This is a genomic window from Mammaliicoccus lentus, from assembly GCF_947036595.1.
GTDB classification, from domain to species: domain Bacteria; phylum Bacillota; class Bacilli; order Staphylococcales; family Staphylococcaceae; genus Mammaliicoccus; species Mammaliicoccus lentus.
Genome location: NZ_OX344834.1, coordinates 2,441,683 through 2,464,719 on the forward strand (window position 1 = coordinate 2,441,683; position 23,037 = coordinate 2,464,719).

21 protein-coding genes are annotated in these 23,037 nt (G+C 31.2%); 6 read left to right on the forward strand and 15 right to left on the reverse strand.

The features are described 5' to 3' along the window. Positions 1–16: 16 nt before the first annotated feature. The 9 genes from ACNMOQ_RS12150 to panB all read right to left on the reverse strand — a co-directional run bounded on the left by ACNMOQ_RS12150 (position 17) and on the right by panB (position 9,728). A complete protein-coding gene (locus tag ACNMOQ_RS12150; RefSeq protein WP_416349900.1) occupies positions 17–1,129 on the reverse strand; it encodes a glycosyltransferase family 4 protein in 1,113 nt (370 codons plus the stop codon). Then, positions 1,113–2,240 (reverse strand): hypothetical protein, encoded by a 1,128-nt coding sequence (locus ACNMOQ_RS12155; RefSeq protein WP_416349901.1) that lies wholly within the window; start codon positions 2,238–2,240, stop codon positions 1,113–1,115. Before ACNMOQ_RS12155 ends, ACNMOQ_RS12150 begins: the two co-directional genes overlap by 17 nt. Continuing rightward, entirely contained in the window at positions 2,237–3,451 is a 1,215-nt protein-coding gene (locus ACNMOQ_RS12160) for a lipopolysaccharide biosynthesis protein (RefSeq protein WP_416349902.1), read from the reverse strand. Before ACNMOQ_RS12160 ends, ACNMOQ_RS12155 begins: the two co-directional genes overlap by 4 nt. Continuing rightward, complete coding sequence (locus tag ACNMOQ_RS12165; protein WP_416349903.1) at positions 3,448–5,268, reverse strand: polysaccharide biosynthesis protein; 1,821 nt, start codon at positions 5,266–5,268, stop codon at positions 3,448–3,450. The genes ACNMOQ_RS12160 and ACNMOQ_RS12165 overlap by 4 nt, the downstream gene beginning before the upstream one ends. A 20-nt stretch (positions 5,269–5,288) precedes the next feature. Then, positions 5,289–6,053, reverse strand: coding sequence for a tyrosine-protein phosphatase (locus tag ACNMOQ_RS12170; RefSeq protein WP_416350407.1), 765 nt, complete (start codon positions 6,051–6,053; stop codon positions 5,289–5,291). Next, positions 6,053–6,739 (reverse strand): polysaccharide biosynthesis tyrosine autokinase, encoded by a 687-nt coding sequence (locus tag ACNMOQ_RS12175; protein WP_416349904.1) that lies wholly within the window; start codon positions 6,737–6,739, stop codon positions 6,053–6,055. Before ACNMOQ_RS12175 ends, ACNMOQ_RS12170 begins: the two co-directional genes overlap by 1 nt. A 17-nt stretch (positions 6,740–6,756) precedes the next feature. Continuing rightward, on the reverse strand, positions 6,757–7,425 hold the full coding sequence (locus tag ACNMOQ_RS12180) for a Wzz/FepE/Etk N-terminal domain-containing protein (protein ID WP_416349905.1): 669 nt from the start codon (positions 7,423–7,425) through the stop codon (positions 6,757–6,759). Positions 7,426–8,079: 654 nt separating this feature from the next. Then, a complete protein-coding gene (panC, locus tag ACNMOQ_RS12185) occupies positions 8,080–8,922 on the reverse strand; it encodes a pantoate--beta-alanine ligase (RefSeq protein ID WP_416349906.1) in 843 nt (280 codons plus the stop codon). Beyond that, a complete protein-coding gene (panB, locus tag ACNMOQ_RS12190) occupies positions 8,919–9,728 on the reverse strand; it encodes a 3-methyl-2-oxobutanoate hydroxymethyltransferase (RefSeq protein ID WP_416349907.1) in 810 nt (269 codons plus the stop codon). Before panB ends, panC begins: the two co-directional genes overlap by 4 nt. 61 nt (positions 9,729–9,789) lie before the next feature. Here panB and ACNMOQ_RS12195 point away from each other — a divergent pair, with 61 nt between their 5' ends. The 5 genes from ACNMOQ_RS12195 to ACNMOQ_RS12215 all read left to right on the forward strand — a co-directional run bounded on the left by ACNMOQ_RS12195 (position 9,790) and on the right by ACNMOQ_RS12215 (position 14,643). Further along, on the forward strand, positions 9,790–10,650 hold the full coding sequence (locus ACNMOQ_RS12195; protein ID WP_416349908.1) for an oxidoreductase: 861 nt from the start codon (positions 9,790–9,792) through the stop codon (positions 10,648–10,650). Positions 10,651–10,719: 69 nt separating this feature from the next. After that, positions 10,720–11,592 carry an SDR family oxidoreductase gene (locus ACNMOQ_RS12200; protein WP_064205268.1) on the forward strand — a complete coding sequence of 291 codons (873 nt, stop codon included), beginning with the start codon at positions 10,720–10,722 and terminating at the stop codon, positions 11,590–11,592. 288 nt (positions 11,593–11,880) lie between these two features. Next, complete coding sequence (locus ACNMOQ_RS12205) at positions 11,881–12,918, forward strand: quaternary amine ABC transporter ATP-binding protein (RefSeq protein WP_416349909.1); 1,038 nt, start codon at positions 11,881–11,883, stop codon at positions 12,916–12,918. Further along, the gene (locus ACNMOQ_RS12210; RefSeq protein ID WP_064205266.1) at positions 12,911–13,747 is read left to right on the forward strand and encodes an ABC transporter permease; all 837 of its coding nucleotides are present in this window, start codon (positions 12,911–12,913) and stop codon (positions 13,745–13,747) included. The genes ACNMOQ_RS12205 and ACNMOQ_RS12210 overlap by 8 nt, the downstream gene beginning before the upstream one ends. A 17-nt stretch (positions 13,748–13,764) precedes the next feature. Continuing rightward, a complete protein-coding gene (locus ACNMOQ_RS12215; RefSeq protein WP_017000277.1) occupies positions 13,765–14,643 on the forward strand; it encodes a glycine betaine ABC transporter substrate-binding protein in 879 nt (292 codons plus the stop codon). Positions 14,644–15,826: 1,183 nt separating this feature from the next. Here ACNMOQ_RS12215 and phnX read toward each other — a convergent pair. Genes phnX through ACNMOQ_RS12240 form a run of 5 tightly spaced genes read right to left on the reverse strand, consistent with a single transcriptional unit; the run spans position 15,827 to position 21,070 of the window. After that, positions 15,827–16,612 carry a phosphonoacetaldehyde hydrolase gene (gene phnX / locus ACNMOQ_RS12220; RefSeq protein ID WP_416349910.1) on the reverse strand — a complete coding sequence of 262 codons (786 nt, stop codon included), beginning with the start codon at positions 16,610–16,612 and terminating at the stop codon, positions 15,827–15,829. Beyond that, positions 16,605–17,693, reverse strand: a complete 1,089-nt coding sequence (gene phnW / locus ACNMOQ_RS12225) for a 2-aminoethylphosphonate--pyruvate transaminase (protein WP_416349911.1) — start codon at positions 17,691–17,693, stop codon at positions 16,605–16,607. Before phnW ends, phnX begins: the two co-directional genes overlap by 8 nt. Before the next feature lie 2 nt (positions 17,694–17,695). Then, positions 17,696–18,703 carry an extracellular solute-binding protein gene (locus ACNMOQ_RS12230; protein ID WP_416349912.1) on the reverse strand — a complete coding sequence of 336 codons (1,008 nt, stop codon included), beginning with the start codon at positions 18,701–18,703 and terminating at the stop codon, positions 17,696–17,698. Beyond that, positions 18,703–20,328, reverse strand: a complete 1,626-nt coding sequence (locus ACNMOQ_RS12235; protein WP_416349913.1) for an ABC transporter permease subunit — start codon at positions 20,326–20,328, stop codon at positions 18,703–18,705. The genes ACNMOQ_RS12230 and ACNMOQ_RS12235 overlap by 1 nt, the downstream gene beginning before the upstream one ends. Next, positions 20,318–21,070, reverse strand: coding sequence for an ABC transporter ATP-binding protein (locus ACNMOQ_RS12240; RefSeq protein ID WP_017000689.1), 753 nt, complete (start codon positions 21,068–21,070; stop codon positions 20,318–20,320). The genes ACNMOQ_RS12235 and ACNMOQ_RS12240 overlap by 11 nt, the downstream gene beginning before the upstream one ends. A gap of 163 nt (positions 21,071–21,233) precedes the next feature. Between ACNMOQ_RS12240 and ACNMOQ_RS12245 the strand changes: the two genes are divergently transcribed. After that, on the forward strand, positions 21,234–21,989 hold the full coding sequence (locus ACNMOQ_RS12245; RefSeq protein ID WP_216683688.1) for a DeoR/GlpR family DNA-binding transcription regulator: 756 nt from the start codon (positions 21,234–21,236) through the stop codon (positions 21,987–21,989). Positions 21,990–22,075: 86 nt separating this feature from the next. Here the strand turns inward: ACNMOQ_RS12245 and ACNMOQ_RS12250 are convergent, their stop codons facing one another. After that, positions 22,076–22,972: a DUF5996 family protein gene (locus ACNMOQ_RS12250; protein WP_416349914.1), complete on the reverse strand. Its 897-nt coding sequence runs from the start codon at positions 22,970–22,972 to the stop codon at positions 22,076–22,078. Between the last annotated feature and the right edge of the window lie 65 nt (positions 22,973–23,037).

Here is a 23,037-nt window from a genome sequence, read left to right on the forward strand (position 1 = left end):
TGAATCACGCCTTTGTTTATTTTGATAATACTTTATCGTATATACATTTCATTTGTTCTAGCACAGTAGTTTCGGAATATCTTTCTTTTATTTGTTCATTATTCAAGCCCATATTATGACGTAAATTTTTGTTCTGAATTAACGTTATAAACTTATCTATTAATTCTTCGTCATTATCTAATTCGATTGTGAAACCATTAATTCCGTTTTGTACTAAATCCATATTACCACGTATATGACTTACTATTAATGGCTTATGCAATGCCATGCCTTCTAATACACATCTCGGTAATCCTTCTTGAGTTGATAATAAAGCAACGATGTCTGACTGATAGATTATTTCTTTAATATCTTGTCTATATCCTGCAAATATAACGCCTTCAAGGTTGTGATTCGCCACATATTCTTTATATACTTCTCCCATTTCCCCACTACCGATGAGCACTAACTTTGCACGTGGACATTTATACGTAATCTTTTTCCAATTTTTAAGTAAGTATAGTTGATTTTTTCTTTTACTCATTTCTGCCACGTAACTGATGATGATATCATTTGAATCTAAGCCTAATTCCTCTCTAATACTCGTATGATTATCAATATTAACAGCATTATATTCACTTAAATTAACACCGATACCATTAATGAAATGAACATTTTCTTTATTAAAAAATTGTTGTGCGCTTTTATAATCTTCTTCGTTCATAACTGCTATTTCGTCTGTAAATTTAGCAGCAAACCTTTCCATGTTTTTATAAAGTGTGTTTTTCACTACACTACCACCTTTATAAAAATGAAAGCCGTGAGCTGTATAAATTAATTTAGTATGATTCAAATTTACAAGTCGAATCAAAAATGAAATAAATGGTGTATGTGTCGTAATTAAATCAAAATTATTTATTCTTAAAATACTTTTTAATTGAAAGTATGCCTTTATATTACTTAATTTAAATGGCGATCTTTCAATATCTATATCTATACATTTAACCCCTAAATTTTCGATAACATTTTTATTGCCATCATCCTTTGCTACCGCATATACTTCATGACCATTATTTAAAAAGTATTGCATATACGGAATATGAAAAGCTGCTAAATGTCTATAAACTGATGCACTAAACAGAATTTTCATGTCGTTTCTCTCCCATCTTACTAATTGCTAACACAATTAACGGTAACCAACCTAATATTCGAACTCTTGTAGCTGTACCTAGATTATCGTTAATTAAGCTAATTTCTAAAAACAATATAAAGGACGCAACGATGATTATAATTTCACTCGTTGACATCGATTTAATATTTCTCATTAAATATATAAATATGATTAAAAACGGAATGCTCTCAGCACACATCAATACGAGCATAGCAACCGATTTAGCCTGCCAAATGAAAGGTCCAAATACAGATGATACAAAGGAGTAGAAATAATCTATGTAAAAATGAAATAAATCATCTTTAGCTAAATTAACATTGAGTTGCGAGCCCCCATTTAATGTTTCCATTCCGGTTTGTCGAAATAACAGTGCATCTGAAATAGACATATTAAATATCGGAAACTTATAATCTTTAATAAATACAAAACATAAATTCAGTATTACAAATAGTAACGTCAATATTATTTTTAAGTTCATTATTTTTTTCAAAAAATAAAGTACGTATACTACTAGTAGTGGTAATATCGCATAATCACGATATAAAAACAGCGGTATTAAATTTACAAGAAACAGCACATTGTAAATAAGTGAATGCGTCTTTATATATTTTATTAACCAGCATAATCCCAATAAATAAAACACGAGTATCCAATTGTCTCTATAAATAGATGTTGTAGATAATATCAATAACGATGGATAAATTAAGTTCAATAAAATGATTAAATATTGTTTACGATATTCAACTTTTTCAGTTAATAAATAAGATAAATACATCGTTACTAACGCTAATAAAACATTACCTATTTGGTTAAACATCTTTAATATAAATAGATTTCCTGTCCCAAATATTTTCAAAATACATCCTAAAATAGGTGTATGTATTGATGTATAGATATATGGTCTATTTTCAGCAAATTTCATCGCTTCTTGTGCATATAATGATCCATCTGAACCACCACCAAACAGTTTTGTGTTAAATCCATCTAAACCAATGTGAAGGCTATATAAATAGAATCCTATATTCAAAGTAAATATGATTAACATAAATATTAAGAAGTAGATTATCAATTTTAACTGATTGCTTTTCATGTATAATCACCTACTTTTCTATTTATAAAAATCATTTTAATAACATACATGACTAGCTCTGTTATTAAAACTGCTAATATTGCTCCGAAGATACCTTGATATAACGTTAAGATAAAAGATAATGGTGCTATAATCATGAAATAAAATAAATTAAACCTCATTTGTGCTTTATATAATTGGTACGTGAGATATACATTTTCTAAATTGATGTTTAAATACTGTATTAATGCGATTAATATGACAAATATGAATTCTTTCTTATAGCTCGCTATTTTTTCATTGAATATTATTCCGATTATTAAATCGCCATACAGTAAACTGGTTACGAATATCGGTAGCACTAATAAGAAAATAAGCATATTTAATTTTTGATTGAGTTTCTTCACTTCTCTAAATCCTAATTTATGTCTCATTTCAGATTGCCCAGGTAATACTGCATTATTGATTGCTATAATGATGTAAGTTCCTGCTGTAATAAGATAAAATAATGATCCGTAAACTCCTAATTGCTCCGCGTTTCCAATATACTGCAAGCTATATCTTGGTACATTGACGTTCATGCTTGTTAAAAAATGAGCGACACCAAGTGGAATTGTAAGTACCAATAACTTCTTGGTATCAAAGTTTTTCATTAATTTAAAATCAATATATTTATTTAACTTTCTATATTCGATTACTAAGAACAATAAATGAATGGTAATAAGCGACATAAAAGCCAATACAATGTCTTCAAATATAAAATAAGTCATCATAAATAAAATAATAGTTAATGTTACTTTCCATAAATTAATGTAAAAAACGACGCGCATATTCGTCTTTTTCTGAAAATACGCATATATCATGTCTGAGATTGATTCAATTGCTTTCCAAATTACAATTGAATAAATGAAGCATTCATCTTTAAAAGGTAATGAAAAAAATTGTATTACGATAAATGATAGTAAAATATATAGAACTGTAAACATAATTCTTAATGTATGATATTGGTTAAAGGTAAATTCATTTAAATAATCAGAATTGTAAGCGGACCTTAAATTCAATCTTGATAACAACAGTATTGGCGCTGTTATAGCCAAGCCTAAAGTCAACAATCCTACACTTTCTGTACTATCAAACTTGGATATCACAATTAAGATGACCAATTGTAATAATGTAATGAGAACAGTAGTTAAGATATTATAGATAACATTCATTTTTAAATTACTGATCATTTAGATGAACCCTCTTTATTATTAGCAAACGTAATAATCTCTTCAGCTTTACAACTTTTGTTATAAATTTTATCCATTAATGAAATTAAAAGTCTTTTATCTGGCAAGTTCACCTTACCTCTGTATATTTTTTCATATACTTGTTCAGGATGAATTTCATCTTCATTTAACAACTCTTCAAAAAGTTTTTCTCCTGGTCTAACGCCACTAAATTCAATCCCAATATCATCTTCTTTATAACCACTTAATCTAATTAAGTTTTTAGCTAAATCAACTATTTTTACTGGTTTCCCCATATCTAGTACAAACACTTCTCCACCCGTTGCCAATGCACCCGCTTGTAGCACTAAACGTGATGCTTCTGGTATCGTCATAAAGTATCTTGTCATATCAGGATGTGTAACCGTTACTGGACCTCCTGCTTCGATTTGTTTTTTAAACAATGGTATAACTGAACCACGAGAACCTAATACATTTCCAAATCTGACTGCTACAAAATCGGTCGTACTTGATTCATGATTCATACTTTGGATAACCATTTCAGCTATACGTTTAGAAGCACCCATAACATTAGGTGGATTTACTGCTTTATCTGTTGATACCATTACAAATTTACTAACACTTGCTAACTTCGCCGCTTCAGCTGTATATTTCGTTCCCAATATATTATTTTTAATAGCTTCTTCTGGATTAAATTCCATCAATGGAACATGTTTATGTGCTGCTGCATGATAGACAACATAAGGTTTATAAGTTTTCATCACTTCCTTCATACGCTCTTTATCTTGAACATCTCCAATAACAGGTACAACTTCTATCTTATCTTTATACATTTCTACTAACTCACGATGAATATGATATATACTATTTTCACCGTGACCGAGTAAGACGATTCTTTCAGGATTAAATTTACATACTTGTCTAGAAATTTCAGAGCCAATAGAACCACCAGCGCCAGTAACAAGTATAGATTTATGTGTTAATTCTTGAGATATTAGCGCCATATCTAATTCAACAGGTTCACGACCTAATAGATCTTCAACTTCTACTTTCTTTAGTTGTTTCACTTCAACAACACCAGACATGACATTTTCGATGTTAGGCATAATAAGTACTTCCCTCTTCAACCCTTCGCATAAAATATTGATTTCTCTCAATCTCTGCCTTGAAAGTGTTGGTATAGCAATGATGATTTTCTTTATATTAAATCGTTTCACTAAATCCGGGATATCCTTTATGTATCCTTGAACTTTAATTCTGCCAACTATCGACATTTTTTGTTTATTCGGATCATCATCTACTACGAGTACGGGTTCCATACCCATATCAGGTGTATTAATCATTTGTCTAATAAGTAAAGAGCCACCGTTTCCAGCTCCTACAATTAATGTAGGTAATTTCTCAAATTCTTTCTTCATAAATGACTTCCTAAATATTCTCCATGACAATCTTGAACCACCTATTAGCAATAAATGCATCATCCAAGTTATAAAATATAATCTTATAAACGGTGACTCTTGAGTCAATATCGGAACAAAAATTACAGTTGTTAAAATTGAACCTGTGACTGCTTTAACTATCAAAATAAGTTCTCCAACACTCGCATATTCCCAAGCACGATGGTATAAATCAAAGAGTTGTGCATAAATGTGATGTGATATAAGCAACACTATTGAAGAAAGTAAAAGCAATTTGATAGAATAATCCTCAAAAAATGGCTTTAAAATGTAATAACCTAAAAATACAGACAAAGTTACGATGATTGAGTCGATAATAAGTAAAATTGCTAGTCTTTGCTTTGATGTGATAAATTCCAATTTGCTTCACCGTTTTCTTCTTAAAATAAACCAAGGAATTTTTTTCTCTCATACTTTAATGGTTTTTGGATTAAAATCTTTTTGTTATTAATAATAGCTTCATTATTTGTTAATAAATCTTCTATATCGCTTTTTAGATATTTAATCTTTGGGGTTGTAAATAATTTATCAAACCCAAAAGGTCTCTTCTCTGCATGGTGTGCATCTGAAGCTATAAAATGTACCAATCGATGCTCAATCATCTCTATAGATATTTTTTGTACACTTTTCCCAAAATCTCCAGTTAGCGATGAGGCCGTTATTTGACTCAAAGCGCCTATATTTATAAGTTCGAACAACAAGTTAATATCTTTAGCAATAGCTTTATTTCGCTCTGGATGTGCAATAATAGGTACAAACCCTTTGTTTTGTATTTCATATATTAACCTTGTTGTGAAAGCTGGTATATGATCTGAAGGAAGCTCTATGAGTAAATATTCAGAGTAATGAAGACCTTGAATATCTTTATTTTCTATATCTGTTAATATGTCATCTGTAACGCGAATTTCTTGTCCAGGATATAAATCAATACTTAGTTGTTTAACTTCAGGATTTTCTTTTAATTCATTTAATAAATTTTCTACTTTTGGGAATTCATTTTGATATCTCGGATGTAAGTGATGCGGTGTAACTATAATACCTTCGATACCTTGTCGTTTTGCTTGCCTTAATAATTCAATCATCTCATCAATACTTCTAGGACCATCATCTACACCTACTAATAAATGATTATGTATATCTATAATCATTCTTCTTCACCATAATAACTATAAGTAGTTGAATTCTTATCTTTTGTTGCTTTATTTAGAACAACACCTAATATTTTAGCGCCAGCTTTTTCAATTAATTCTTTACCTTTCTTAATTTCATTTCTATCATTTCTTCGAACATCAATTACATACACAACATACCTTGCAATTTCAGCAAATAATTGTGCATCGGTAACTGCATTAACTGGTGGCGTATCAATGAAAATATAATCGTATTCTTCTTTTAATTCTTCAATTATTGATATTAAATTTTCTGAACCTATTAATTCAGAAGGATTTGGAGGTATTGGTCCTGAAGTTATTAAATCTAAATAACCAATTTCAGTAGATTTTATTGATTGATGTGTGTCTGAATTATTCACGATTATATTTGAAAGTCCATCTAAATTAGAAGTATTAAATAAATAATGTTGAGTAGGCTTTCTCATGTCTCCATCAATCAATAACGTTTTATAACCAGCTTGAGCGCATGTAATAGCAACATTAGCAGAAACTGTAGATTTTCCTGCATTTGCTTTTTCGGAAGTGAAAGTCACAACTTGTAAATTTTCATTAGCTACTGAAAACATAATATTCGTACGAATACTTTTGAATTTTTCACTAATTACCGACCGTGGTTTATCAAGCACAATTAAAGCATTATTTGCCTTGCTTCTTTTCATATTTTGTTCCCCCTTCTTTATTGGTTAAAATCTTGTATTGTTCCAAGAACTGGCAACCCAAGAATTTCTTCTACATCACTTTCCGTCTTTATACGTCTATCAAGTAGTTCTTTTGAGAAAGCAATAACTAAAGCAGAAATAACGCCTAAAAATGTAGCAATTACTCCATTTGTAAATGGTTTAGGAAACACTTTAACACCTGTACCCCCTGCGTTAGACAAAATAGATACATTATCAACGCTCATTATCTTCTTAATATCTTTCTTAAATACATTTGCCACTTCATTTGCAATGATGCTTGCTTCTTCACTGTCCTCATTCTTAATCGCTATATTAAGAATTTGTGAATCAGCTTGATTACTAACCGTTAACATCGCTGAAATTTCTTCACTAGAATATCTGTCCTTTAAATTATGAGAAACTTTATCCAATATTCTAGGGCTTTTAATAATTTCAGAATATGTATTTATGAGTTGTAAATCAGATTGGACTTGTTGAGCAAATAATTTAGAGTCTGATTCCTTTTGATTAACCAATACTTGAGTTGAAGCAGAATACTTAGGCGTTAAAATAAAAAAAGTTATAGCCATGCTTAAAATAAATAAAGATATCGGTATAAAGAGTATCCATTTCCAATTCTTCTTTAAAATATTTAACACCTTACGCAAATCAATCGTTTCTTCCATACTAACCTCCATAAATTTTTATAATGTACTTTAATACAAAATAGACATTCCACAATTTAAAAATCACATTAACTTATATAAAAAAGAATTATGCTTTCCATAATTATGCAATGTAATTCCATAAATTTCAATATTTTTACAATAATTTTATATAAAATATTTGGATGAATTTTATAATAAAGACAAACATAAAATTTATAATTGTATAATATTAATATACAATTCCTATTAACCATACATCACAAAATTTTGATGAATTTAAATAAAAAAATTCCCATTAGATTTAAAAATCTAATGGGAATTCTTATTCAAGTGAAGAATATTAAATTAAAGAGAACCATTTCTTTGATATTGCGTTTATCTTCTATTTTATTAACTAAGAAATCAGCAAAATCAAATCTTGCTGATTGTAAACTTTGCCTCACTTCTATTATATTTTCCTATATACAAAATACAGACCGATAAATATGAATTATCGAACCGCAAATCAGAAATACAGGCCGATAAAATATAATTATCGAACCGCAAACACGAAATACAGGCCAATAAACTTAAATTATCGAACCGCAAATACAATAAAGCAGTAGAAAATCATGGTCAAAACCAGATTTCTACTGCTTTTCATTTTCCTATATACTTATCTCCACTAAGATTTTATATAATCACATTATCTATCAATCGTGCTTGTGAGAATTTAACGGCTAATGATATGAAGATTTGTCCCTTAATGGTTTGTTGTTCTACGAGTTCGGGGTAGCTATATACTGCGACTTCTACTATCTCTCCGCTCACATTTTTTTCTAAATATGTTGTAATAGCTTCTATTAACACATTGCTATTTCTTTCGCCTGCTTCATATAGTTCCTTAGCTTTTTGTAAACTTTTAGATAAATGTACCGCTTCTGTTCTTTCTTCTTCTGTTAAATATACATTTCTTGAGCTTTTGGCTAAACCGTCCTCTTCTCTGACTATATCAATAGGTACAATTTCTATATTATGATTAAAGTCTTGGACCATTTTTTCGATAATGGCTAATTGTTGTGCATCTTTTTTCCCGAAGTATGCTTTTGTTGGTTCTATTATATTAAATAATTTATTAACAACTGTTACTACACCGTCAAAATGTCCTGGTCGTTTCTTACCTTCCAACACAGTAGCTAAATATCCTACTGTAATAGACAAACTTAATTCTCCTGGATACATCTCTTCTACTGTTGGATGAAAGACATAATCTACACCTATTTGTTTCAGTTTATTTAAGTCTTCTTCAAAAGGTCTTGGATAATCGTCAAAGTCTTCGTTTGGCCCAAATTGTAATGGATTTACGAATATACTCACGACTGTTATGTCATTTTCTTGAATAGATTGTTTCATCATTTTTAAATGACCGTCATGTAAAGCACCCATCGTTGGTACAAGTCCAATGGTCTTATTTTGTACTTTATATTTTGAAGAAATATTCATCATTTCTTTTATATATTCAATTACTTGAGTCACTTACCTGTCTCTCCCATCACTTTCTTTTTATACGTAAATTCTTCTGAAGGGAAAGCGCCACTCTTAACTTCTTTATGATAATTATTCAACGCATCTACTCCAGTTGAAAAGTTTCCATATTGTTTAACGAACTTAGCAACATGTTCTGAACCGTAGTTTAATAAATCGTGATATACCAATACTTGGCCATCTGTTCCTTTACCTGCTCCGATACCGATGACAGGGATAGTCAGCTTTTCACTAATGACTTCTGCTAAGTCACTCGGTATTGCTTCTAATACAAGCATAACTGCTCCTGCCGCTTCTACTTCTTGTGCATGTATAATTAACTGTTCTGCATCTTCTTTAGAACTTGCTTGTAACTTATATCCTGTTATGCCAACACTTTGTGGTGTTAACCCTAAATGGGAAACGACTGGTACGCCGATTTGCGTGCAACGTTCGATTAAATTTGTGTGCATGCCTTCTATTTTGATGGCATTCCCTTTTGTTTCTTTGTATAAATCAATAGCATTTTTGATATCTGTTGCATCGTCTATTCCGATAGCGCCAAATGGAACATCAACTACTACAAAAGTATTTGGTGCACCTCTTCTTACTGCCTTAGCATGATGAATCATATCGTCCATCGTTACTTCAACTGTACTATCGTATCCTAGTACAACCATGCCTAATGAATCCCCGACTAATATCGTATCAATTTGTGCTGATTCTGCTTGCTTAGCACTTGGATAATCATACGCAGTAATCATTGAAATTTTTTCTGTTTGTTCTTTCATGGCTAACAATTCTTTAATTGTTTTCATCCCGTACCACCCTTAAATTTTTGTTATTATATATATAATAACACCGAAAGGAAAATAATAAATGAAAAAGTTTGGAATAATTGGTCCAGGTGCAGTTGGTACAGCTATTGCTTTTGCCTTACGAGAAAACGCACTTGATGTTAAATTATTAGGCAGAGAAAATTCAGAAGTTCAATTTCAAGATTACAATGAGCAAGCAATTCATACATTGCCCGTAGCGTCACTTAAATCCTCAACAGAAACATTTGATATTTTATTTATAGCTGTTAAGACTACTCAACTCGATCAAATCACACCTCATTTAACAAATATCACACATGATAAAACAGTTATTATACTAACTCAGAACGGTTATGGTCAGCTTAAACAGATTAAGCATTCTCATGTATATCAAGCGGTTGTTTACATTAGTGGTCAAAAAACAGATCAACAAGTTACCCATTTTAGAGATTGGACATTAAAGTTACCTATCAATAACGATACTTTGTTACTAAAGAGTTTAACTAAAGATAGCATTTTAAATATTGAATGTATCGAAGACTACTACGAACAAGTTTGGTATAAGCTACTCGTCAATTTAGGTATTAACACTGTAACAGCTATAACTCGCCAAACAGCAAAAGTACTCAAATCAGATGGTATAGAAAATCTTTGTCGTAACCTTTTAATAGAAGGAAGACGAATTGCTTCTGCTGAAGGTATTCATTTTAACGAGCAATTAATTGACAGTATCATGAATATTTATGCAGGATACCCAGATGATATGGGTACCAGTATGTACTATGATGTCATCAATCATAAATCACTTGAAATTGAATATATTCAAGGTTATTTGCTAGAACAAAGTAAAAAACATCAACTTTCAACACCTCTAATAGAAAACTGTTATGCAATATTAAATACATTTCAGCCTGAAGTCTAAGCTGTTTTATTTTTCATTGACCGGGTATGTTAAATAATAACCATTAAATGAAAAGGTGATGATTTTTACATGAAAGATAAATTTGAAAAGAAACATGAAGAAATCGAAGGTTACACACAAGATGTACAACCAGGCGTTGAACATGAAATGGAACCGAAGCCTATTATAGAAGATGAAGATTATAAAGCTGGAGGCAAATTAAAAGGTAAAGTTGCTTTAGTGACCGGCGGAGATTCTGGCATTGGAGAAGCTACAGCTATTTTATTTGCTAAAGAAGGCGCTGATGTTGCGATATCTTATTATGACGAAGATACTGATGCACAATACGCTATAAAAAGATTACAAGAAATCGGTGCGAAAGCTAAAGCTTATTCACACGATTTAAAAAAAGACAATCATGCAGAAGAATTAGTAAATAATGTGATACAAGACTTTGGCAAAATTAATATCCTCGTTAACAACGGTGGTATTCAATATCCACAAAATAATTTTGAGGATATTTCTAAATCACAATTACAAGAAACATTCGAAACAAACTTTTTCGGAATGTTCTATTTATCCCAGGCAGTCTTACCGCACCTTAATAAAGGCGATGCTATCGTCAATACAACGAGCGTAACAGCATATCGAGGTTCGGCTCACCTTATTGACTATTCAGCTACTAAAGGTGCTATCGTATCATTCACAAGATCACTTGCAACTACACTAGCTGATAAGGGTATCCGAGTGAACGCTGTTGCACCTGGTCCGATATACACACCATTAATTCCAGCTACATTCGATGAAAGTAAAGTTGAGAACGCTGGATCTGATACGCCACTAGGTCGAAGAGGACAGCCAAGTGAAAACGCACCTGCCTATGTATATTTAGCATCACAAGATTCCACTTACGTAACAGGACAAGTAATTCATGTAAACGGTGGAGACTTCATGACAACTTAATAATTACACTGAATTTTAAAAAAATTTAAAGAAAAAAATTCTTTTTTCAAAGCGCTTATTTTAAATATGAAGAAACACGTCTTTATGTCTAAAAATTAAGCGCTTTCTTTATTGTTATTAATACTGGTTTGAGCATTTAATATCTTATAAAATTAATTAACTTTTTATGATTTTCGCACGTAAGAATTTAAGTTTAATACGTTATAAATTGTGCAATATCAATTTGACTATAAAATTTTACTGTGCTAGTGTAATATAAGTCGATTAAATAGATAAGGACTGGTTATTTTGAGCAATATACAAATCAAAGACGTTACAAAAGTTTTCGGCGATTACAATGACCAAGTTAAATCACTATTAAAGGAAAATAAGTCAAAAGACGAAATCCTTAAAGAAACTGGTTCTACTGTAGCCGTTAAAAACGCTAACTTTACTATTGAAGATGGTGAGGTATTCGTAGTCATGGGGCTTTCCGGGAGCGGTAAATCAACGCTAATTCGCTTGATTAACCGATTAATAGACCCAACTGATGGCGATATCTTAATCAATTCAAATAATATTTCTTCTCTTAACAAAGAAGATTTAAGAAACTTCAGAAGAGATAACTTAAGCATGGTATTCCAAAGCTTCGCATTATTCCCCTTCAAAACTGTTGTAGAGAATGTTACTTTTGGTTTAGAAGTTAAAGATGTTCCGAAAAAAGAACGATTAACAAAAGCTGAAGAATCATTAAAATTGGTTGGACTTGATGGTTACAAAGACCAATATCCAAATCAATTATCTGGTGGTATGCAACAACGTGTTGGTTTAGCTAGAGCTTTAGCTAATGACACAGATATCCTATTAATGGATGAAGCTTTCTCAGCATTAGACCCATTAATTCGTAAAGAAATGCAGAATGAACTATTACAATTACAACAAGATATGAAAAAAACAATTGTTTTCATTACACACGACCTAGACGAAGCACTACATATCGGGGATCGTATCGCATTAATGAAAGATGGTGCTATCGCTCAGGTTGGTACACCAGAAGAAATCGTTATCAACCCTGGTAACGACTATGTTAAAGATTTCGTTAAAGACATCGATCGTTCTAAAGTATTAAAAGTTAAACATATTATGGATTCAGTAGAAAATGTTGAAATGACAGACGATAAGACTTTCATAGATGCAGAATCACTACTGTTTGAAACATTTCCACATTTCAGAACGGGAACACATGAACTTTGGATTAAAGAGAACGACAAAATTGTTGGTAAATTAAACTTCAAAGAAGTATTCGATGTGTTAGCTCAAGGGAATGAGGTGATGGATCATGCTTAATCTATTACCTATCTTACCTCTTGGTGAATGGGCAGATTCGTTTGTTGAATGGTTAACTGATACGTTTAGTTTTATTTTTGATCCTATTAAAACGTATTTAGGAAACTTCATGCAGTTCATCATTTCATTATTAGATTTGTTACATCCATTCGTATTTATCATCATTGTTATGATATTAGCTTACTTCATTATGAATAAGAAAATCGTCGCACCTATTCTTGTAGGTATCGGCTTGCTCTTTATTTATAATCAAGAATTATGGGATCAGTTACTGAATACAATGACGTTAGTTATTATCAGTAGTTTATTATCAGTTATTATTGGTGTTCCACTTGGTATTCTAATGTCTAGAAGTGATCGTTTCCAAGCAATTATGAAACCAATATTAGACTTTATGCAAACAATGCCTGCATTTGTTTATTTAATTCCAGCAGTAGCATTTTTCGGTATTGGTATGGTTCCAGGTGTATTCGCTTCTATTATTTTTGCGACACCACCTACTATCCGTTTAACAAACTTAGGTATTAGACAAATATCTGCAGAACTAATTGAAGCAAGTGACTCATTTGGTACGACTTCAATGCAAAAATTAATTAAGGTACAACTCCCTCTTGCTAAAGCGTCAATCATGGCCGGTGTTAACCAAACTGTCATGTTAGCTTTATCAATGGTTGTTATAGCATCAATGATTGGGGCACCAGGTTTAGGTAGAGACGTATTAAGTTCTCTACAACGTGCAGAAGTAGGAACAGGATTTGTAGCAGGACTAAGTATCGTTATTCTTGCTATCATCATTGACCGCTTCACTCAATCATCTAAAAACAAATAAACTTAGGAGGATTCAGAATGAATAACAAATGGCGTGTACTCGTTCTTATGCTATCATTAGCACTTGTATTAGCGGCTTGCGGGAATGGCGGCTCAAGTGAAGATGGAGACTTAGGTAAAAAAGATATTAAATTATCTTACGTTGAGTGGGATTCAGAAGTTGCCTCAACACATGTAATACAAAAAGTTTTAGAAGATGAAGGTTATAACGTAGAAGCTACACCTTTAGATAACGCAGTAATGTGGGAATCTGTAGCATCAGGTGAAACTGACGCAACAGTTAGTGCGTGGTTACCAGGAACTCATGGTGATTTATACAAAAAACATAAAAAAGATCTTGATAACTTAGGTGCAAACCTTAAGGGAGCTAAAATTGGTTTAGTAGTTCCTGAAGACTTCGATGGTGATTCAATTGAAGACTTGAAAGATCAAGCTGGTAAGAAAATTGTAGGAATTGAACCAGGTGCTGGTGTTGTTAAAGCATCTGAAAAAGCAGTTAAAGATTACAACTTAGATGGATGGGAAGTTGAAACTTCATCTTCAGGTGCAATGGCTACTACATTAGGTCAAGCAATGAAGAAAAAAGACGACATTGTAGTTACTGGTTGGTCTCCACACTGGAAATTCCAAAAATATGATCTAAAATACTTGAAAGACCCTAAAGGTTCATTCGGTGAAGCAGAACATATTAATACAATGGCTCGTAAAGACTTGAAGAAAGATAGTCCAAAAGCTTATGAAATTTTAGACAACTTTAACTGGAAGACAAAAGACATGGAAGAAGTTATGTTAGACATCCAAGAAGGTACATCACCTAAAAAAGCAGCAGCTAAATGGGTAGATGACAACCAAGATAAAGTTAAAGAATGGACTAAAGATTCAGACTCAGATAAATAATAGAGCGCGTGGTATAAACCATTAACTCAAAATAAAGCTCCTAACCCCTAGTTTATTGAACTAATGGGTTAGGAGCTTTTATTTATATATTCTTCGGGTTATGTGTTGGATTAATGAAATAGATAATCCAACAAGGGTGTGTCTATTTGGATTATTGTTATAGATAATCCAATTAGAGTATGTCTACTTGGATTATTGTTATAGAAAATCCAATAAGGGTGTGTCTACTTGGATTATTGTCATAGAAAATCCAATAAGGGTACTTCTAATTGGATTAATGAAGTAGATAATCCAACAAGAGTATGTCTATTTGGATTATTGTTATAGATAATCCAATAAAGGTGCGTCTACTTGGATTATTGTCATAGATAATCCAATTAGAGTATGTCTACTTGGATTAATGAAGTAGATAATCCAACAAGAGTATGTCTATTTGGATTATTGTTATAGAAAATCCAATAAAGGTGCGTCTACTTGGATTATTGTCATAGATAATCCAACAAGAGTGTGTCTATTTGGATTAATGAAGTAGAAAATCCAATAAAGGTGCGTCTACTTGGATTATTGTCATAGATAATCCAATAAAGGTGTGTCTACTTGGATTATTGTCATAGATAATCCAATAAAGGTGCGTCTACTTGGATTATTGTCATAGATAATCCAATAAAGGTGCGTCTACTTGGATTATTGTCATAGATAATCCAATAAGAGTATGTCTATTTGGATTATTGTTATAGATAATCCAATAAGAGCGTGTCTATTTGGATTATTGTTATAGAAAATCCAATAAAGGTGTGTCTAATTGGATTAATGTCATAGAAAATCCAATAAGAGCGTGTCTATTTGGATTATTGTGATAGAAAATCCAATAAGGGTATGTCTAATTGGATTATTGTGATAAAAAATCCAACAAGAGTATGTCTACTTGGATTATTGTGATAGATAATCCAAGAAAGGTGCGTCTACTTGGATTATTGTCATAGAAAATCCAATAAGAGTATGTCTATTTGGATTATTGTTATAGATAATCCAACAAGAGTATGGTTACGTGAATTTATGTGGCCATTAATCCAATTAGAACTTCCCTATAATGACGCATATCTCAAAAGTTACTCTATGGTATAAATAGGAGGCTGGGACAATCAATTTGTCTCAGCCTCTCCTTATTTATTAAAAACTCATTTTATTTTTGTTCAATATCTTTTATTAATTTAGGTAATTCTCCTAAGTTAAGAATCGTATAATCAGCGCCTGCTTCTTTAAATGTTTCTTTAACTTTTTCTCTATGTTTGTCTTTATCTTCGTCGTTCATTTCGTTAAACTCTTCTTCGTTTAATCCCATTATTGAGCTACCGTCAACAACGCCTACACTGATTAATCCCGCATTTTTAGCTTCTTTAATATCCGAAACTGTATCTCCTACTTTAATAACTTCATAAATTGAAGGTATACCGAGTTGTTTAATATTTTCAAAAATCATATATGGATATGGTCTTCCGTACCCGCCTACATCTTCTGCTGTAGCTAGATAATCTGGTGCATAGCCTTTTTTCTTAGCTTCTTCAGTTACTACTTCCATCATTTCTCTCGTATATCCTGTCGTCGAACCAATTTTAATACCATTTTCTTTTAATTTATTGATTGTTGTAACGACATGCTCAATTGGATCTGTATATTTTTTTAATGATGACATAAGTTCTGTTTCAAATGCTTCATATAATTCTTCAACATCTGTTTCATTTGGTTTTCTATTATATTTTTCTGTCCATTGCTTTTCAATATTATCCATTTCTAACATTGTTCTAATGTGGTCTATTTTCAACATACCCATCGGTTTTCTAGCTTCTTCTATTGATACATCGATATCCTTTTTCTTGAAGATGTTAATAAATACTTCTAATGGTGCGAAACAACCAAAGTCTACTGTCGTACCTGCCCAATCAAAGATTACTGCTTCTATTTTATGCATATGCTCTTTCCTCCATGTACTGATTAATATGTTGAACTAACTCTTTGAAATCTTCTTCGTGTAAATCTCCAATATTACCTATTCTAAATGAATCAGCATCCATAAGCATACCTGGATATAGCGTAAATCCTTTTTCTTTAATTTGATTATAAAAGTCACTAAAATCAAAATCTGCATCTGGGAATAGATATGTCGTAATTATTGGTGATTGTTTATCCAATGTAATATATGGATGGAATCCTAATCGTGTCATTTCTTCTCTAAGATATAAGTTATTATTTTTATATCTTTCATATCTTGCTACAACTCCACCTTCTTTAATCAACTCTTCAATCGCTTGTGAAAATGCAGCAACGACATGCGTTGGTGATGTATATCTCCATTTACCGTCTACATTCATTGTCTTCCATTGATCATATAAATCTAATGAAAGACTCTTCGAATTGCCTTTTGTTGTCATAAAGTGTGATTGTTTCGCTATAACAAAGCCAAACCCAGGCACACCTTGTATACATTTATTTGCGCTACTAATTAAATAATCAATACCTAATTCTTCTATATTCATCGGTACACCACCAAAACTACTCATAGCATCTAAAATGAATACTAAATTATGCTTTCTAGCAATTTCACCTACATTTTGAACTGGGTTGAGTATGCCAGTCGTCGTTTCACAATGAACCATAACGATGTGCGTAATATCAGGATTAGATTGAATATATTGTTCGATTGTCTCTTCACTTGGCGCTTCATCATAAGGTACATTATAGACAACATGATTATGTCCAAGTCTTTTTGTCATTTTAATGATTCTTTCACCATATGCACCATTCGAAATAATAAGTAATTTATCATCAGATGAAATAGCTGTGTGAAGAACCGCTTCAACTATAAAACTTCCGCTTCCTTGCATTAAAATTGTAGTATATTCTTGTTCGTCAACTTCTGCTAGTTTTAATAACGATTGTCTAATGTTTTGGGTTATCGATTTATAATCCTCATCCCATGTACATCTATCAATATTCATTAGTTCTTTAACTGTTTGCGTCGTTGTTAAAGGACCTGGTGTTAATAATTTCATTTTTATTTACCCCTCTCTTTGGTTTCAGCATTCTTTTTAGCTTCTTTATAAATAACTTGATGCTTATCTAAAAGTTGAACTGTTAGTTTATCGTCCCAACTTTTTGGATATTTCGGTAATTGACTCTTCTCTACTTTCTCTCCTTTATAGATAGCTTTTGGATATTGTTTTATTAAGTCTTTTCTAGCATGCTTTTGTATTGCTTTAGCCATATCAGCCGCTTTTTTCTGCTTTTTACTTCCTTTATCAACAACTGCTAGCGATTCTATTAAAGAATAATTGCCTTCTTTAGGGTCAATATTTTTAATATATTGGCTCTTTTTAGAAGCTTCTATAGCTTGTGATCTTAATCCAATACCGATAGCTACTTCACCAGATTGAACTTTTTTCAATGGACCAGATCCTGAACTTTCTAAATGAGGTCCAATATTTTGAAATAGTTTCGTTAAAATTTCTTTGCCCTCTTTTTCGCCATATTGATCAAAAATACTTTGTACGACTAACCAACCAGTAGAAGAATCTAACATATTCGCCATAGCAATTTGATTTTTATATTTGCTTTTAGTTAAATCTTTTATACTTTTTGGTACGGGTAAGTTTTTATCTTTTAACGCTTTCTCATTTATAAAAATAGATCCAGTGTTACCTAATAAAGGTAAAGTATAATCTGAAGAGTCCTGTGTCGGTTCTTTGTCTGACTTTATATTTTGAAACATTTTATGCTTTTCTTGTGCGCTGTCGATATAGTAAGAAGCTTGTGTTATGACATCAGCTTCTATATGTTTACCTTCAACAAGAATTTTCCCACCTAGTTCAGATGTTGGTTGAGGTTGAATGATGTATTCATCTTTATAACCTACTTTATCTAAAGCGTCTTCCATCATATCAATAGCCTCTTCATCTGCGTTTGAATAAATAATTACTTTATCACTTGATGAACCAAATCCTGTTAAAGATATTGTAAATACGAATAAGTATATTGCCACAAGTAAAATAATCCATTTTTTCATTAGGATACCTCTTTTCTTTTGAGATATTCTAAACTGAATGTACAAATCATTTTAATAACTAAATTGGTTACAAATATGAAAATTGATAATAAAAATATATCGTTAAATGCATTAAAATGCTGTAATACATTAATTTGAGTCGAGACTAACATGGTCGAACTTGTGATAAGGAATATTACACCACTTATTGTGACCATCGCGTTCACGAAGTAATACTGGAATATATTTATAATTGTGCTTTTCATATTAGGTAAAATGATTCTAAATATTGTCTGCAGCCAAGTATCTTCTAGCAATGTACTTGTCACATCCCAAGACATATCTAATTTTTCTAATGCCCCTTTCGCCATTAAATAAGGCGTCGTAAAGTAATGGACAATGTTGCTGAGAATAATAATGAGTAACGTTCCTTTTAAACTACTGTTATTAAATAGCAATAGGTAGCTCAAACCTAATACCATACCTGGAACTGTATTGGTTACAATGGACAATAAGTTAAGTGATTGCCGACCTTTTACATTTGTACGCACTGAAATTAATGCACTTGTAAAGCTGATAAGAACACCGAAAATCGCCGTACCGAAAGCTACAAATAGTGATTGTAAATATGTTCTAATCAATATGTCATCTTTAAATAATTGAACTAAATGACTGAAAGTAAATGTTAATTCATAAGGATATCCTTTTGTAAACGGAATAATAAACATGACTAAGAACAATAATGCGATAAACGTCACAATGCATATAGATACACTTCCAAATGCGTAGTCATGAAATTTTCTTTTCTTCAGTTCAACACATTTCTGTGATGAATGCTCTACGTTAAATCGTTCGATAACTGTTAATAAAATAAATCCTAGCAATGCAGGTATGAGCATAATAATCGCAATGGCTGCACCTTCTCCAAATTTAGGAAGTGATCCAAGCATTGCTTGATATAACGATAGTGCAATAACCGGATAATCAGCACTTAATGATGCTGGAATTCCGAAGTCTGTAAAACTTAAAATAAATGATAATACGAACGCTCCCATAACAGGTACAAACATAGGTCTAGCAATTGTGTGATAAAACGTCCGAAACGGTCTATCTCCCATTAGTTCAGAAATATAACAAAATCGCTTATCTATATAGTTAAATGCGTTAGATATAACAACAAATACTATCGGTAATGTGTAAATAACATAGCCCATCAATAATCCATTTCGGCCATATATTGTGAAAGGTGCTTCACCGAAAACTCTAGCTAAAATACCTTCATTACCAAAAGTGTAAATGAGTACAAATCCATAAGTAATCGTAGGTATAAGCATCGGTATTAAAATCAAAGTATTACAAAAAGATTTAACCCATTTATTAACCATTGTTATATGAATGGTATAAGCAATCGTAAACGCCAAAATTGTCGTGATAATTGCTGCTAAAAGTGATACTTTAATACTATTAAACATTGCTTGTATAATTTCTGAATCTGATAAAATCGTTTGAATATGTTGTAATGAGATATTTTGTTCAAATATAAATGCACGTGATATCAAAACGACAATAGGTAAAATTAAAAATGCTATAAAAAATAATATAAGCAATGTAAATAAAAGCTTTTGACCTAAATTTTTATGCACCATTTGCTTCTCCAAATAACTTAAATATATTTTCACGTTTAATATTTAATTGGTTAATAATGAATTTTTCAATAAATGGACTATTAGGTTTATATAAAATATTTTCCGGTTTATCAAACTGAGCAACATACCCATTTTGTATAACAACCACTTTATCTGAAATCGTTAAAGCTTCTTCTGGATCATGCGTCACTATAATCGTTGTTAAATTAAACTTTTTAGCAATTTCTTGAATTTTATCTTTAATACTTTCTTTAATAACACCGTCTAAAGCACTTAAAGGTTCATCCATTAATAATATTTTAGGTTGCATAATTAATGTTCTAGCTATTGAAACACGTTGTTTTTGCCCACCTGATAATTGATGAATCTTTTTATTTAAATGAGGTTCTAATTCTAAAATATCTATTAATTCTTCATATAATTGATGATCGATTGATTTTTTATTTTTTAAACCATAAACAATGTTTTGATATGCGTTTAAATGAGGAAAAAGACAAAAATCTTGAAAGACTATATTAAAGCCTCTCTTCTTCATTGATACGTTATGAATTGGTTTACCTTGATAGATGATTTCCCCGTCAGTTACATCCGTTAATCCCAATATCATATTTAAAATTGTCGTCTTACCACAACCACTTGGTCCTAATAAGGTCACAATTTCACCTTGTTCAATACTTAAATTTATATCATTCAATACTTTATTGTCTTTAAATTGTTTGTTAACATTTCGTAATTCTAGCAAAACAAACCCTCCTTTTTGTTATACTTCAAATATAAAGGAGAAATGTTAACTCACAATCAATTTAGTGTAAATAATTATTAATTTATGACTACATCATGACCAATTGTTGTGTTTTACCCATATTCCCTCTTAAAATAATTTATAAACTATGGAGGTTGATACATTGTTACCATCGAAAAGAAGAGCATTAATCGTAGAAAAATTAAAAAAAGAAAAAGTGTTAACAATGAAAGCCATATGTCGTGATTTTGAGATATCAATGGAAACATTAAGAAGAGATATAAATGAATTAGCCAAAGATGGCTTGATTATAAAAGAATATGGTGGCATTCGTATTAAAGAAGAGCAAAGTGGCGAATCCATTATTGAACAACGTTTAGGATTAAACTTAAATAAGAAAGAAGCCATCGCACAACAAGCGGTAAACATCATTCAAGATGGAGACTGTATTTATTTAGATAGCGGATCGACAACATTACAAATCGCTCGTTTCCTTTCACAGAAACAAGGTTTAACAATCTTTACAAATTCTATACCTGTAATGTTAGCTTGTAAAAATACTAACAATGACATCATTTCAATCGGAGGTCGATTCAGAGCATCAGAACAATCTGTTACATCTTATGACTTTTTATTCGATTTTGATAAAATAAATATCGATAAAGCTTTCCTTTGTGCAAGTGGCTTATCAATAGAAAAAGGTATAACAGACTTTAATATAGATGAAGTCGCAACAAGAAAGAAGATTATGTCCATTTCACAAAAAGTATTTTTAACATGTGATAGTACTAAATTCGATAAAGTCGTAACAGCACGTGTCTGCGATATAGATGATATAGATGTATTGATTACAGACAAAGAAGCTGACAAGAAATTTCTATCACAATTAAAATCACATCACGTAGAAATTATTACATAGAACAAATACAAAACCCCCTCACTATTCGTAATAGTAAGGGGGGGTTATATTTATGCACGAAACAATTAAAACTTAAAGTCTTGTCATTATTTTAAATTATTTTCCTTCATTTTGAGTGGTAAGTGGAAATGTTCACAGTTCTTCCATTCAAGATCGTCTTTAAAAATACTATAAGATTCATAAAAGAATTTTACTATATCTTGAATTGTATCGTTATTATAGTTTGAAACTTCAATAATAAACTCACCTAAATTTTCATCAAAATAGCTTCCTTCTGGAAATTTATCATTGTGTTCAAATTTCTTATCAGCAAAAGGATAAGGTAATACAAAGAATGTAGGACCTTTAAAATTATCATCACCAAACCAAAAGCCAAACTCAATCATTTCTTCATCAAAAGCAGCACGTTCAATGATTTTCGAATCATCTTCAAAAGGTTGATGTGAGTTATAAACTATAATGCTCGAAATATCAAATGTACCCCAGAATAAACCAGGTTTAACTCTTCTTGTACGTAAAGAAGAAATAAATTGAGCTTCAGCATGATAAGCAAATTTCATTAAATCAAGTACTTTTCCAGAGATTTCACTATTGTAATGATGGTGGTGACTATCTTTTTCAAAAGGCGTAGTATCAGGAAATTCTTGAGGTGTTGTATTAATTTGCATGTCTAATCCATGTTTTTCTAATACTTTCTGGATTTCCGAATAATAATATTGAATAGATAAGCCATTTTTTAATTCAATAGATTCCTTATTTCGATCTACTCTTATCTCTATAACATGATCAATTAAATTAACTGTTATATAAAAATCTTTATCTTTATAATGAAGCATTCCAGTAGTAAAGCCCTCTACAGTAATATCTAATATCACATGCTCCCATTGTGGCTCTTGATATGAACATTCAAGTTTATACTTGCCTAATATTTGAGAAAGTAAATGCAACGTTTCCTTTTCATTTTCCCATTCTTTTAATAACATGTTGCCCCTCCTATAAAATTTTCTAATTTTCTATTTATATACCACTAAAACAACATAATATTCAT